The sequence below is a fragment of the Kocuria sp. LHG3120 genome (assembly GCF_049897445.1).
Classification (GTDB): Bacteria; Actinomycetota; Actinomycetes; order Actinomycetales; family Micrococcaceae; genus Kocuria; species Kocuria rosea.
Genome location: NZ_JAFCWG010000006.1, coordinates 116,385 through 129,109 on the forward strand (window position 1 = coordinate 116,385; position 12,725 = coordinate 129,109).

The 12,725-nt window shown below is 74.1% G+C and carries 13 protein-coding genes and 1 riboswitch; of the genes, 6 read left to right on the forward strand and 7 right to left on the reverse strand.

Features of this window, described 5'->3' with window-relative positions; genetic code table 11:
* Positions 1 to 45: 45 nt before the first annotated feature.
* Positions 46 to 342: a hypothetical protein gene (locus tag ACP7CD_RS12960; RefSeq protein ID WP_017832157.1), complete on the reverse strand. Its 297-nt coding sequence runs from the start codon at positions 340 to 342 to the stop codon at positions 46 to 48.
* A 417-nt stretch (positions 343 to 759) separates the two neighbouring features.
* Positions 760 to 885, forward strand: a riboswitch (SAM riboswitch).
* Positions 886 to 898: 13 nt separating this feature from the next.
* Here ACP7CD_RS12960 and ACP7CD_RS12965 point away from each other — a divergent pair.
* Both ACP7CD_RS12965 and ACP7CD_RS12970 read left to right on the forward strand, forming a co-directional pair.
* Positions 899 to 1,126: a hypothetical protein gene (locus ACP7CD_RS12965; protein WP_095650861.1), complete on the forward strand. Its 228-nt coding sequence runs from the start codon at positions 899 to 901 to the stop codon at positions 1,124 to 1,126.
* Between the two features lie 11 nt (positions 1,127 to 1,137).
* The gene (locus tag ACP7CD_RS12970) at positions 1,138 to 1,521 is read left to right on the forward strand and encodes a PIN domain-containing protein (protein WP_017832159.1); all 384 of its coding nucleotides are present in this window, start codon (positions 1,138 to 1,140) and stop codon (positions 1,519 to 1,521) included.
* Positions 1,522 to 1,524: 3 nt separating this feature from the next.
* Here ACP7CD_RS12970 and ACP7CD_RS12975 read toward each other — a convergent pair whose 3' ends face one another.
* Complete coding sequence (locus ACP7CD_RS12975) at positions 1,525 to 2,700, reverse strand: glycosyltransferase family 4 protein (protein WP_161976658.1); 1,176 nt, start codon at positions 2,698 to 2,700, stop codon at positions 1,525 to 1,527.
* A 115-nt stretch (positions 2,701 to 2,815) separates the two neighbouring features.
* On the opposite strand from ACP7CD_RS12975, the gene ACP7CD_RS12980 reads away from it, so the two are divergent.
* Positions 2,816 to 4,468, forward strand: a complete 1,653-nt coding sequence (locus tag ACP7CD_RS12980) for a DUF6350 family protein (protein ID WP_426120349.1) — start codon at positions 2,816 to 2,818, stop codon at positions 4,466 to 4,468.
* Here ACP7CD_RS12980 and ACP7CD_RS12985 read toward each other — a convergent pair.
* On the reverse strand, positions 4,357 to 4,863 hold the full coding sequence (locus ACP7CD_RS12985) for a hypothetical protein (RefSeq protein WP_426120350.1): 507 nt from the start codon (positions 4,861 to 4,863) through the stop codon (positions 4,357 to 4,359). The genes ACP7CD_RS12980 and ACP7CD_RS12985 overlap by 112 nt on opposite strands.
* A 60-nt stretch (positions 4,864 to 4,923) precedes the next feature.
* Between ACP7CD_RS12985 and purN the strand changes: the two genes are divergently transcribed.
* Together purN and purH are read left to right on the forward strand one after the other, a co-directional pair.
* A complete protein-coding gene (gene purN, locus ACP7CD_RS12990; protein WP_017832163.1) occupies positions 4,924 to 5,505 on the forward strand; it encodes a phosphoribosylglycinamide formyltransferase in 582 nt (193 codons plus the stop codon).
* 79 nt (positions 5,506 to 5,584) lie between these two features.
* A complete protein-coding gene (purH, locus tag ACP7CD_RS12995; RefSeq protein ID WP_426120351.1) occupies positions 5,585 to 7,195 on the forward strand; it encodes a bifunctional phosphoribosylaminoimidazolecarboxamide formyltransferase/IMP cyclohydrolase in 1,611 nt (536 codons plus the stop codon).
* Between the two features lie 130 nt (positions 7,196 to 7,325).
* On the opposite strand, the gene ACP7CD_RS13000 is transcribed toward purH, so the two are convergent.
* The 3 genes from ACP7CD_RS13000 to ACP7CD_RS13010 all read right to left on the reverse strand — a co-directional run bounded on the left by ACP7CD_RS13000 (position 7,326) and on the right by ACP7CD_RS13010 (position 11,496).
* The gene (locus ACP7CD_RS13000; protein ID WP_017832165.1) at positions 7,326 to 9,548 is read right to left on the reverse strand and encodes an NADP-dependent isocitrate dehydrogenase; all 2,223 of its coding nucleotides are present in this window, start codon (positions 9,546 to 9,548) and stop codon (positions 7,326 to 7,328) included.
* A 211-nt stretch (positions 9,549 to 9,759) separates the two neighbouring features.
* Positions 9,760 to 10,272 carry an Hsp20/alpha crystallin family protein gene (locus ACP7CD_RS13005; RefSeq protein WP_285842172.1) on the reverse strand — a complete coding sequence of 171 codons (513 nt, stop codon included), beginning with the start codon at positions 10,270 to 10,272 and terminating at the stop codon, positions 9,760 to 9,762.
* Positions 10,273 to 10,401: 129 nt separating this feature from the next.
* Positions 10,402 to 11,496 (reverse strand): Gfo/Idh/MocA family protein, encoded by a 1,095-nt coding sequence (locus tag ACP7CD_RS13010; RefSeq protein WP_426120352.1) that lies wholly within the window; start codon positions 11,494 to 11,496, stop codon positions 10,402 to 10,404.
* A gap of 93 nt (positions 11,497 to 11,589) precedes the next feature.
* Between ACP7CD_RS13010 and ACP7CD_RS13015 the strand changes: the two genes are divergently transcribed.
* Positions 11,590 to 12,162: a TetR/AcrR family transcriptional regulator gene (locus ACP7CD_RS13015; RefSeq protein ID WP_426120353.1), complete on the forward strand. Its 573-nt coding sequence runs from the start codon at positions 11,590 to 11,592 to the stop codon at positions 12,160 to 12,162.
* An 18-nt stretch (positions 12,163 to 12,180) separates the two neighbouring features.
* Here the strand turns inward: ACP7CD_RS13015 and ACP7CD_RS13020 are convergent, their stop codons facing one another.
* Positions 12,181 to 12,717, reverse strand: coding sequence for a gamma carbonic anhydrase family protein (locus tag ACP7CD_RS13020; RefSeq protein ID WP_017832169.1), 537 nt, complete (start codon positions 12,715 to 12,717; stop codon positions 12,181 to 12,183).
* Positions 12,718 to 12,725 lie beyond the last annotated feature (8 nt).

The following is a 12,725-nucleotide window of genomic DNA, read 5'->3' on the forward strand; positions in this document are numbered from 1 at the left end:
CCGCAGCCCGACGGGCTGCGGCCTCCGTGCGCTCCTGTCCGCCGGCTATGCCGACAGCGGGAGGGACGAGGGGTGGAGCTTGAAGAACGGATGCCGTCCGGTCGCCGCGAGGGCTCCGGGAACGAGGAGCTGGCGGTACTTGGCGCACCATTGCGCCGTACCCTCCGTGTGCTCCGCCGCGGCGGCCAGGTCGTCGGCCTCGGGGCTCAGGTACTCCTGCACGTCCCCGTCGGTCGACGTGAGACGGACGAGGTGGAGATCGGGGAGGGCGGTGACGGTCACGTCGATCCACTCCTCGCGCTGGTCGGTGGTGATGGCTGTTCTTTCTTCGGACATGGTCATGTTTTCTCCTGACGTTCTTGCAGGCATCCGATGGCGTTGCCCGCCGCTTCGTCATCCGATCCACCCGGGAACATCGGGTTGGCGCGCAGCGGGTCGGAGCCCCTCCACGGTTCCGCCGGGGATCGTCGATCTCCGGCCGAGGGCGTGGACGCCGCATCTCGAGAAGCAGGTTCAGGCTACCCCGCGGCACCGACACCTCGACAAGCGAGTCGTGAGTTGTGTCACTGAAACGTAATGCGCGGGGCCGTCGCCTGCGCCGTCCCCGGTACTACGGGACCCATTCCAGCGCAACGATGTGTCGTCGAGATGTCCGGGCGGTGACACCCCGGGGAAGGCCTGTGCACAGGAGGGGGCACCGGATCCGGCCGGGTCGCCGCACGCGGACACGGTTCGGCCGATGTGGTTCAATGGGGAGAGCTTCAAGAGACCCGGTCGGCAAGCTCCGACTTGACCGGGCACCAACCCCATGTTCACGGGTGGTTCGGATGACGAAGCGGCTCGCATCGCCGCAGCAGCGGTACCCGGTGCGAGCAAGAGCGCACGAAGGATCCCGGTCATGTCCGACCCCCGCCACTCCGCCGCCCGCACGGGCGCGTTCCCCCAGCCCTCCCACGCCGTCCCGGCCACCGGGGACGGGACCCGCCGCGACCCCGCGCCGAGCGTCCCGGCGATCAGCGTCTCCGCCATGAGCGTCGAGGACTACGCCCGCGTGGTGCAGGTCCGCACCGAGTTCGTGGACTTCCTGCTGGCTCCGGCCCGCGGGGAGCTCGCCGCCGCGGCCTGAGGCCCGCCGCCGTGGACCTCCTCCTGGACCGTTCCGTGCTGCTGGGGGTGCGCACCCCGGAGCGCTGCCCCGAGCTGGCCGAGGTCCTGCGCCGGCACGGACACCGGCGGCTGTTCCTGCCCGCCACGGTGCTCGGGGAGCTGCTCGCCGAGCGGCCCGACGAGACGCTGTGGGCGGAGCAGCTCGAGCTGCGCTTCCCGGGCCGGGTCCTCCCCGCGGACGCCGCCGTGGCCCGGGCGTGGGGAGCGCTGGCCGCGACGGGGGCGGCCGATCCGCTCGCCGGGCTCACCGCGGCCACGGCCCTGGTCCACGGGCTGACCGTGCTGACCGCGGAGCCGGGGCGGTACGCCGGCACCGGGGCGCCCGTGCTGGACGCGTCCCCCGCCCGCCGGTAGCCCTCAGACGGCCCGGCGGTGCCGGCGGCTGCGCCCCTGCCCCTGCGCCGAGAGCGCCACGGCGCGCTCGTAGTGCTCGAGCAGCTGCCCGACCAGCACGTCCCACGTCCGGCCCTGGACCGCCGCGTGCGCCGCGACGCCGAACGCGGCCCGCTTCGCCTCGTCGCCCAGGAGATCCGCCACGTACCCGCGCAGCGCCCCGAGATCGCCCGGGGGATAGAGCCAGCCGGTGCGGGACCGGTCCACGAGGTCGAGGGGACCGCCCCGGCCGGTCGCGACCACCGGCACCCCCGAGGCCATGGCCTCCTGGATCGTCTGGCAGAACGTCTCGAACTCGCCGGGGTGGACGAACACGTCGAAGGACGCCATGATGCGCGCCAGGTCGGCACCGCTGCGGCGCCCGGTGAAGTGGGCCTGCGGGAGCCGGCGGCGCAGGGCGTCCTCCTCCGGGCCCGAGCCCACGACCACCAGGCGGGTGCCGGGCAGGTCCGCGACCGCGGAGAGGTCCTCGACCTGCTTCTCCGGGGCGATCCGGCCCACGTAGCCGACGATCCGCCGGCCGCCGCCGACCTCCTCCCGCCACCGCTCGTCCCGGTGCCGGGGGGAGAAGCGGGTGGTGTCCACCCCGCGCCGCCACAGGTGCACGTCCTGGACGCCGTGCTCGGTGAGCTGCCGGACCGCCGCGGTGGACGGCGCGAGCGTGAGCGTGGCGAGGTTGTGCATGGAGCGCACGTGCCCCCACAGGAGCTGCTCGAGGAACGGGGCCCCGTACTTGGCCGCGTAGCCGGGCACGTCGGTCTGGTAGACCGCCACGCACGGCACCCCGAGCTGCTGGGCCGCCAGGATCGCCCGGCGGCCCAGCACGAACGGGGAGGCCACGTGGACCACGTCAGGCCGGAAGCGCTCCAGCTGCCGCCGCACCCGGGCCACGGTCCCGCCGGCCACCCGCACGGCGGGGTAGCCGGTGAGCGGAACGGCGGGCAGCCGGTGCACCGGCACCCCGTCGAGGTCCTCGACGACCTGCTCCGCCGGGCGCCCGAGCGGCGCGGGTTCGTAGGAGGGCGCCACGACCACGACGTCGTGCCCGCCGGCGACCAGCTGCTCGACGACCCGCAGCACCGAGTGGGTGACTCCGTTGAGGTGGGGGAGGAACTGCTCGGCGACCACGGCGACTCTCATGCTCCCGAGCCTGCCGGGGCCGGGCGACCGGACGGCGAGCGGGGCGTGGCCCGCCGGTGAAGGCGCCGTGAAGCCTCGGCCGGGGTGCCGCCCGGGCGTGGGAGGATGGTCGGTGATGAACTCCCAAGGCCTGTCCTCCCCCGCTGCACGCCCGGACCGCCGGGGTGTGCCCATGCCGCTGTGGCTGCAGGGCGTGCTGGAACTCGGCTCCGTGGCCGTGGTGTCCTACCTGCTGGTCCTGCTGACCGTCCTCATGGTGTGGCTCGCCGACGGCTTCGACACCCTCGGCCTGACCGGCGGGTTCGTGCTCTCCGGTCACGTGTGGCTGCTCGCCCACCTCACCCCGCTCCAGGTGGCCCTCGACCCGGGCGCAGGGCTGCCCGCGACCACCGGGACGCTCAACCTCGTCCCGCTCGGGCTCACCCTGGTGCCGTTCGCCCTCTCCTGGCACGCCGGGAGACGGCTGGCCCGCGCCTGCTGGGAGGGCCAGTTCTGGCAGCCGTACCTCAGCGGACTGGCCGCCTACTCCGCGTTCGGCGCCGCCGCCGCGCTGCTCTTCAGCGGAGGGGAGGTCTCGGCGAGCCCGGCCGCGGCCGCCGTCTTCCCGCTCGTCCCCGTGGCCCTGGGCGGCTTCGTGGGCGCGTACCGGGCCTCCCGGTCGCTGCCGGGACTGATCGGCGTCAACGCCGCCGCGTGGGTCGAGCGCACGAGCCAGTACTCCCGCTGGGCCGGGTCCTACGTGTGGGCGGTGCTGCGCGCCGGCTTCGTCGCGGCCGTGGCCGGGGTCGGGGCCGGGGCCGCCCTGCTGGCCGCCGCCCTGTTCTGGAACTGGAACGACGTGGTGGGCGTCTACCAGCGGCTGGGCACCGGCGTGCCGGGGGACACCGCGCTGACGGGACTCCAGCTCGGCTACCTGCCCAACCTCGCGGTCTACGCCCTGGCCTGGGCCACGGGCGCGGGCTTCGAGCTCGGCTCCGGCACGCACGCCTCTCCGCTGGGCACCGAGGCCGGGCCCGTGCCGCTGCTCCCGGCGCTCGCCGCGCTGCCGCCCGCCGAGCTCCCGGCCTGGGCGCTCGTGGTGGTCGTGCTGCCGGTCCTGGCCGGCGTCCTCGCCGGCTGGTGGTTCCTGCGCGAGGGGGAGAACCACCTGGACGACTGGATGGCGCTGCGGCTGCCCGCGCGCTGGATCACGTACCCGCTCTCGACGCTGCTGACCGGGGTCTTCGTGGGCGCCGTCGCCGGCGTGCTGGTGATGCTGCTGAGCTGGCTCGCGCACGGCTCGCTGGGGCTCGGGCGGCTCACGGACGTGGGACCGGACGGTCCCGCCGTGCTGCTGCTGTTCGGCGCCGAGGTGGCCGTCGGGGCGGCGGTCGGCTGTGTGCTGGGACCGTGGCTCGAGCACGAGCCGCCGTTCGCGCCGCCCCGCGGCGGCGAGGACGGCGAGGACCGGACGCCGGCCGGCCGGCGGGCAGCGCGCCGGCGGCGCCGGGAGGAGACCGCGGCCCGGCGCGCCATGCGCTCGGCCGGCCGGCGGAGGCCGCGGCCCGCACGCGGGCACGGGGCCGACCAGCACGGGACCGAGGGGCACGGCGCGGACGGGCCCAGGACCGGCCGCAGCACCGCGGACGGGCACCGGGACGCGGGCCCGTGGGCGGCTCAGGGGCCGGCCGTGGCGGAGACCGGGTCCGCGGAGGCGTTCGACGTGGACGCGGCCGAGGCACCCGCGGCGTCCTCCGACGCCGGCGCCGCAGGCCCGCCGGAGAAATAGCTCCAGATCCCGTCCTCGAGCTCCTGCTGGCACTGCGCCGCCCCGGAGAGGGTGAGGGTGCCGGCGACGCACTCCTGGTAGGCCTCGGCCACCGGCCACAGGGCCAGACGGGCCCCGCCGGTGAGCAGGCTCAGCGCGCCCAGCACGATCGCGGCGACCGCGCTCAGCACCAGCAGCCGGCGCCTGCCGGTCCCGCGGGAGCGCACGAGCGCCGCGACGCCCAGCCCGATCCCGAGGACGGCCAGCACGACCCCGGCCACGGTCGGCCACAGGGCGGAGCCGACGAGCACCAGGGCGACCGCCGCGCACACCAGCGCGCCCCCTGCCGTGCGGGTCGCGGCGGCGCGTCGTGCGTCCGCGGGGGCTGCCTCGGGGGTCGGGCGGGGAGGGGTCATGCCCTTCACTCTAGGGCACCCCGGGGGCCCCTCCCCGCCCGCCCGACTAGACTCGGGGGCATGCGCATCGTGGTCATGGTCTCCGGCTCCGGCACCAATCTGCAGGCGGTCCTCGACGCCGTCCGGGAGGGCCGGATCGACGTCGAGATCGCCGCCGTGGGCGCGGACAAGCCCTGCACCGGCCTGGAGCGGGCCCGGGAAGCCGGCGTCGAGACGTTCCTCGTCCGGCCCGGCGACCACCCCGACCGGACGCGGTGGAACCGTGCCCTGCAGGAGGCGGTGGCCGCCCGGGAGCCCGACCGGATCGTCTTCGCGGGGTTCATGCGGATCGTGGACGCCGAGTTCGTCGAGGCGTTCGCGGGGCGCATCGTCAACACCCACCCCTCGCTGCTGCCGTCCTTCCCGGGGGCGCACGCGGTGCGGGACGCCCTCGCGCACGGGGTGAAGGTCACCGGCGTCACCGTCCACGAGGTCGTGGCCGACGTCGACGCCGGTCCGATCCTGGCGCAGGCGGCGGTGCCCGTGGAGGAGGGGGACACCGAGGCGCAGCTGCACGAGCGGATCAAGGCCGCCGAGCGCGAGCTGCTCGTGCGCACGCTCGGCGCGGCGGCCCGGCAGGGAGCCCTGCACGACGCCCGGTGAGCAGGCCCGGCGAGGGTCCGTAAAATGGTTCCCGGCGGATCCCGCCGGCAACCCCAGACCTCGAACGCTTGGAGAACCTGTGAGCCCCACCCAGCTTGACCGCGTGCCCCTCAAGAGGGCGCTGGTGTCCGTCTACGACAAGACCGGGCTGGAGGGTCTCGCCACGGGGCTGCACCGGGCCGGCGTCGCGATCGTGTCCACCGGCTCGACCGCACGGCGCATCGCCGACCTGGGCGTGCCGGTGACGGAGGTCGCGGAGGTCACCGGGTTCCAGGAGTGCCTGGAGGGGCGGGTCAAGACCCTGCACCCGCGGGTGCACGCGGGCATCCTCGCGGACCGCCGGAAGCAGGACCACATGGACCAGCTCGCCGAGCTGGAGATCGAGCCGTTCGACCTCGTGGTCGTGAACCTCTACCCGTTCGTGGACACCGTGCGCTCCGGCGCGGGCCAGGACGAGGTCGTCGAGCAGATCGACATCGGCGGCCCCTCCATGGTCCGGGCCGCTGCGAAGAACCACGCGGCCGTGTCCGTGGTCGTGGACCCGTCCTCCTACGACGCGGTCGTGGAGGCGGCGGCCTCGGGCGGCTTCGACCTGCGGGCACGCCGCCGGCTGGCCGCCGCGGCGTTCGCGCACACCGCCGCCTACGACACCGCGGTGGCCACCTGGACGGCCCAGCAGTTCGAGCAGGACGAGGACGCCAACTTCTGGCCGCCCTACGCCGGCCTGGCCCTGCAGCGCTCGGCCTCCCTGCGCTACGGCGAGAACCCCCACCAGAAGGGGGCGCTCTACGTGGACGAGGCCGCGTCCCCCGGCATCGCCCAGGCCGACCAGCTGCACGGCAAGGAGATGTCCTACAACAACTACGTGGACGCCGACGCCGCGCTGCGCGCCGCCTACGACTTCGACGAGCCGGCCGTGGCCGTGGTCAAGCACAACAACCCCTGCGGGCTGGCCGTGGCCACCCCCGGCGCCGAGGACCCGATCGCCGACGCCCACCGCAAGGCCCACGCGTGCGACCCGCTCTCCGCCTACGGCGGGGTCATCGCCGCGAACCGGCCCGTGACCCGGGCGATGGCCGAGACCGTGAAGGACATCTTCACCGAGGTCGTCGTGGCCCCCGGCTTCGAGCCGGCGGCCCTGGAGATCCTGCAGGCCAAGAAGAACATCCGCCTGCTCGAGCTGCCCGAGGGCTTCGAGCGGGACGTCCTCGAGTACCGGCAGATCTCCGGCGGCGCGCTGCTGCAGGTCTCGGACCGGCTCGACGCCGCGGGCGACGACCCCGCCGGCTGGACGCTGGCCGCGGGGGAGCCGGCGGACGAGCGGACGCTCGCCGACCTCGCCTTCGCGTGGACGTCGCTGCGGGCGGTGAAGTCCAACGCGATCCTGCTCGCCGACCGCGGTGCGTCCGTGGGCATCGGCATGGGTCAGGTCAACCGCGTGGACTCCTGCAAGCTCTCCGTGGAGCGGGCCAACGCCCTGGGCGAGGACGGCGCCGAGCGCGCGCGCGGCGCCGTGGCGGCCTCGGACGCGTTCTTCCCGTTCGCGGACGGCCTGCAGGTGCTCCTCGACGCCGGCGTGCGCGCCGTGGTCCAGCCCGGCGGCTCGATCCGGGACGAGGAGGTCGTGGCCGCGGCCGAGGCCGCCGGCGTGACGATGTACTTCACCGGGGCGCGGCACTTCTTCCACTGAGCCGTCTCCCGGACGGCATGCCCCGCGCACGGCAGCGGCCGCACTCCCCGTGGGGAGTGCGGCCGCTGCCGTGCGTGCCGCCCGTGCCGGAGCGCGCGGTCGGCCCGCGCGCTCCGCTCAGGCGCTCAGCTCACGCGCTGAGCGAGGAGAGGACCCGGTTGAAGGTCTCCGAGGGACGCATCACCGAGAACGTCTTGGCGTCGTCCGGGCGGTAGTAGCCGCCGATGTCGGCGGGCCGGCCCTGCACGGAGAGCAGCTCCTCGTTGATCGCGTCCTCGTTGGCCGCCAGCTGCTCCGCCACGGAGGCGAAGGCCTGCGCCAGCTCGGCGTCCTCGTCCTGGCGGGCCAGCTCCTGGGCCCAGTACAGGGCCAGGTAGAAGTGGCTGCCGCGGTTGTCGATCTCGCCGGCCTTCCGGCTCGGGGACTTGTTCTCCTCGAGGAACGTGCCCGTGGCCCGGTCGAGGGTCTCACCGAGGATCCGGGCGCGCTCGTTGTCGGCCGTGGTCGCCAGGTGGTCGAGGCTCGCGGCGAGGGCGAGGAACTCCCCGAGGCTGTCCCAGCGCAGGTGGTTCTCCTCCACCAGCTGCTGGACGTGCTTCGGCGCGGACCCGCCGGCGCCGGTCTCGAAGAGCCCGCCGCCGTTGATGAGCGGGACCACCGAGAGCATCTTCGCGGAGGTGCCCAGCTCGAGGATCGGGAACAGGTCCGTCAGATAGTCGCGCAGCACGTTGCCGGTGACCGAGATGGTGTCCTCGCCGCGGCGGATCCGCTCGATCGAGAACGCGGTGGCCTCCTCGGGGGACATGATCTCGATCTGCAGGCCCTCGGTGTCGTGCTCGGTCAGGTACTGCTCGACCTTGGCGATGAGGTTGGTGTCGTGGGCGCGCGTGCGGTCCAGCCAGAACACGGCCGGCGTCGCGGAGGCCCGCGCGCGGGTCACGGCGAGCTTGACCCAGTCGCGGATCGCGACGTCCTTCGTCTGGCACGCCCGCCAGATGTCCCCGGGGGAGACCTCGTGCTCGATGAGCACGGCGCCGGAGGAGTCGACGACCTGGACGGTGCCCTGCACGGGGATCTCGAAGGTCTTGTCGTGGGAGCCGTACTCCTCCGCCTTCATCGCCATGAGGCCGACGTTGGGCACGGAGCCCATGGTGGTCGGGTCGAACGCGCCGTGGGCGCGGCAGTCGTCGATGACCACCTGGTAGACCCCGGCGTAGGAGCTGTCCGGCAGCACCGCGAGGGTGTCCGCCTCCTCGCCCTCGGGGCCCCACATGTGGCCGGAGGTGCGGATCATGGCCGGCATCGACGCGTCGACGATGACGTCGGAGGGCACGTGCAGGTTCGTGATGCCCTTGTCGGAGTTCACCATGGCGAGCTTCGGGCCCTCGGCGAGGCCCTTGTCGATCGCGGCCCGCACGTCGTCGCGCACGTCGGCCGGCAGGGCGTCGAGGCCGTTGAGGATCGCCGCGAGCCCGTTGGCGGGGGAGAGACCCGCCTTCTCGAGGGCCGCGCCGTGGGCGGCGAAGAGCTCCGGGAAGAACGCCTCGATGACGTGGCCGAAGATGATCGGGTCGGAGACCTTCATCATGGTGGCCTTCAGGTGCACCGAGAGCAGGACGTCCTCCCGCTTGGCGCGCTCGACCTGCTCCGCGAGGAACGCGTCCAGGGCGGCGGCCCGCATCACGGTGCCGTCGACGACCTCGCCGGCCAGCACGGGGACGGACTCCTTGAGCACCGTGGTGCTGCCGTCCTCGGCCACCAGGCGGATCGTCAGGGTGTCGTCGCCGTCCATGACCACGGACTTCTCGTTGTCCCGGAAGTCGTCGGCGCCCATCGTGGCGACGTTCGTCCTCGACTCCGCCGTCCACTCGCCCATGCGGTGCGGGTTCTTGCGGACGTAGTTCTTGACCGAGGCGGGGGCGCGGCGGTCCGAGTTGCCCTCGCGCAGCACCGGGTTGACGGCGGAGCCCTTGATCTTGTCGTAGCGGGCCCGGGTCTCCTTCTCCTCCTCGGTGCGGGGCTCGTCCGGGTAGTCGGGGAGGGCGACGCCCTGCTCCTGCAGCTCCTTGACCGCGGCCTTCAGCTGCGGGACGGAGGCGGAGATGTTGGGCAGCTTGATGATGTTGGCCTCGGGCTTCTTGGCCAGCTCGCCCAGCTCGGCGAGGGCGTCGTCCACCCGCTGCTCCTCGGGGAGGCGGTCGCCGAACGCGGCGATGATGCGCCCGGCCAGGGAGATGTCGCGGGTCTCCACCTCGACGCCGGCGGTCGAGGCGTAGGCCTCGATGATCGGCTTGAAGGAGTAGGTGGCGAGCAGGGGCGCCTCGTCGGTGCGGGTGTAGATGATCTTGGCCATGTGCGGGCTGTCTCCCAGGATGTCGTCGGATCGGTGGTGGTGCTTCCTGGTGCCAAGATACCCGAGGCGGCGCCCCGCCCGCTGGCCGGGCCCGCCGTCCGGCCGGAGGCCGCGGGCGGCCCGGGCACGGCGGCGGGCCCGTTCCCCGCGGGGAACGGGCCCGTGGCCGTGGGGCCCCGCCCGGGGGGCGTGCCGGTGCCGGGGGCCGGGCTCAGCCCTCCGTGGACTGGGTGGACCCGGCGCCGTTGACGAGCTCGCCCTCGCCGATCACGCGGTCGCCGGACTCGTCCCGGCCCTCGCCCAGGGCCTGCTGCTCGCCCTGGCCGGAGACCACCTGGATCTTGCGCGGCTTGGCCTGCGCCGAGACGGGGATCGTGACCGTGAGCACGCCGTTGTCGTAGTTCGCCGCGATGTTCTGGATGTCGATGCCCTGGCCCAGGTTGAGCTGGCGGACGAACGAGGAGCTCTGCCGCTCCCGGGTGATCCACTGGACGTCCTGCACCTCGGGCAGCTCCCGCTCCGCGCGGATCGTCAGCAGCTGGCCGTCGACGTCGACGTCGACGCTCTCCGGGTCGATGCCGGGCAGGTCCGCCCGGAGGATGTACTGGTCGCCGTCCCGGTACAGGTCCATGGGCATCTCGCGCAGGCCCTGCCGGGCGAACAGCGAGGCGGCGAGCCGGTCGAAATCGTTGAACGGGGTGAACATCGTGGCCACGTCAATCATCTCCTCAACCATATGAGCAATGTCTTCGACATTTTGTTGAGTCCGATCAACTCAACTGTGGACCATGATAATCCCGCTCCCCGCGGTCTTCAACGGGTCCCGGCCCCCATCGCCCAGGGCGAACCGCCCTCAGCGGGCGTCGTGGGGATACCGCACGCCGATCTGCGCCCGCACCCGGTCGAAGAGCTCCACGAGCTCGAGGGAGTCGGCCCACGGCATCACGGGGGACTCGAGCAGGCCCTGCTGCACGCAGCGGGTGGCCTCGCGCATCTCGAACACGTATCCGGCGCCCGCCACGTCCACGCGCTCCACGACGGGGGCGGCGCCCGTGCGGGCGCCCTCGGCGGTCTGCAGCACCAGGGTGGTCGGGCAGTTGATCCGTCCGTCCACCCGCAGCCAGCCGTCCGTGCCGCTGATCGTCACCTGGTGGGGGACCGTGGCGGACAGGGTGCCGCTCACGTGCGCCCGGCCGTGCCCGAAGTCCAGGGTCAGGGCGGTGTCCAGGTCCACGTCCGTGGCGCCGAGCTCCGCGCGGGCGCTCCAGCGCTCCGGGGCCCCCAGGACCGCCGAGGTCCACGTCAGGGGGTAGACCATCATGTCCAGCAGCACCCCGCCGCCGTCGGCCCGGCGGAACAGGCGGTGGGCCGGGTCCAGGGCCCGGTGCGTGCCGATGGACCCCTCGACCGAGCGGACCCGGCCGAGCCGGCCCTCCCGGACCCAGCGCATCGCGGTGCGGAAGCCGGGGGTCATGCGGGTCCAGACGGCTTCCATGAGGAAGACGCCGTGCTCGCGGGCCAGGTGGAACAGGTCGCGGACCTCCGCCGCGGTCATGGCGAGGGCCTTCTCGCACACCACGTGCTTGCCGGCCCGCAGCAGCGCCGAGACGTCCCGGTGGTGGTAGCCGTGCGGGGTGGCCACGTAGACGATCTCCACGTCCGGGTCGGCCGCGAGTCGGTCCAGTCCCGTGCTCGTGGCGGTGCCGCCGTAGGCCCGCTCCACCCCGTGCCGGCGGGCGAAGTCCTCGGCGCGGTCCTGGTCCCGCGAGCTCACGGCCACGAGCCGGGCGTCGGGCAGCGCCGCGATGTCCGGGACCACCTTCTCCGCGATGTCGGCGGTGCTGACCACGCCCCATCCGAGCGTGCGGCCGGTCGCGGTGCCGGGGTCGTCCAGGTGGGCGGCGTCGAGGGAGGCGTCGACGAACGGGCTGAGGGTCTGGGCAGGCATGGGCGCATTCTGCCACGCCGCCCGCCGCCGGGGTCCCGCCCGCCGGCTCCGATCGAACGTCCGTTCGTGGCGTAGGCTGAGGGCGTGCCCCGGGTGAGCCAGCAGTACAAGGACGAGCGCCGCCGCGAGATCGTGGCCGCCGCCAGTGAGTGCTTCCTCGAGCACGGCTACGAGGGGGCGTCGATGCACCGCATCATCGCCGCCACGGGGCTGTCCGCGGGGGCGCTCTACAACCACTTCCCGAGCAAGCAGGAGCTCGTGGCCGCGGCCGCCCGCGCGGCCCTGGACCGGGTCCTCGCGGCCGCGGAGGACGAGCCCGGCCCCGACCCCGCGGCGTGGGTCGTGGGACTGCTGGAGCGGCTGGCCGCGGATCCCGCCACCACCCGCCTGCTGCTCATCACGTGGGGCGGGGCGGTGAGCGACCCCGGTCTGGCCGCGCTGGCCGGGGAGCACCTGGGGCGCGTGCGGGACCGGGTGGAGGAGCGCTACGGACGGTGGGCGGTCGAAGAGCTGGGCCTCGACGACGACGCGGCCCGCGAGTGGGCCGGCATGTTCGCCCAGGCCATCCTCTCGGTGCTGCAGGGCTGGGTGGTGCAGTCCTGCCTGCTGCCCGGCTTCGACCACGGCGCGTACCTGGACTACGCGCGCACCCTCGCGGCGCAGTGACGGGCCGCCGGGCCCGGCTCAGGCGGTGAGCCGGCGGTGCTCGGCGGAGAGCCGGACGTAGGTGCGCGCGTTGGCGCGGACCTTCTCCTGCTCCTCGTCCGTGAGCTCGCGCCGGACCCTGCCCGGCACCCCCGCCACGAGGGACCGGGGCGGCACCACGGTGCCCTCGAGGACGACGGCGCCCGCGGCCACCAGCGAACCCGTGCCGATCACGGCGCCGTTGAGGACGGTCGCGTTCATCCCGATCAGGACCTCGTCCTCCACGGTGCACCCGTGCACCACGGCGCCGTGGCCGACGCTCACGTCCGCGCCGATCGTGCAGGGGTGGCCGGGGTCGGAGTGGACCACCACGTTGTCCTGCAGGTTGGACCGCGCGCCCAGCCGGACGGGGGAGCGGTCGCCGCGCACCACGGCGCCGTAGAAGACCCCGGACTCCGGTCCCAGCTCGGCGTCGCCCACGACCGTGGCGGTCGGGGCCACGAAGGCGGAGGAGTCGATCCGGGGCTCGTGCCCCCCGTGCGGGAGGACCGTGCCGGGCGTCGTGGAGTGTGCCATGGGCCCAG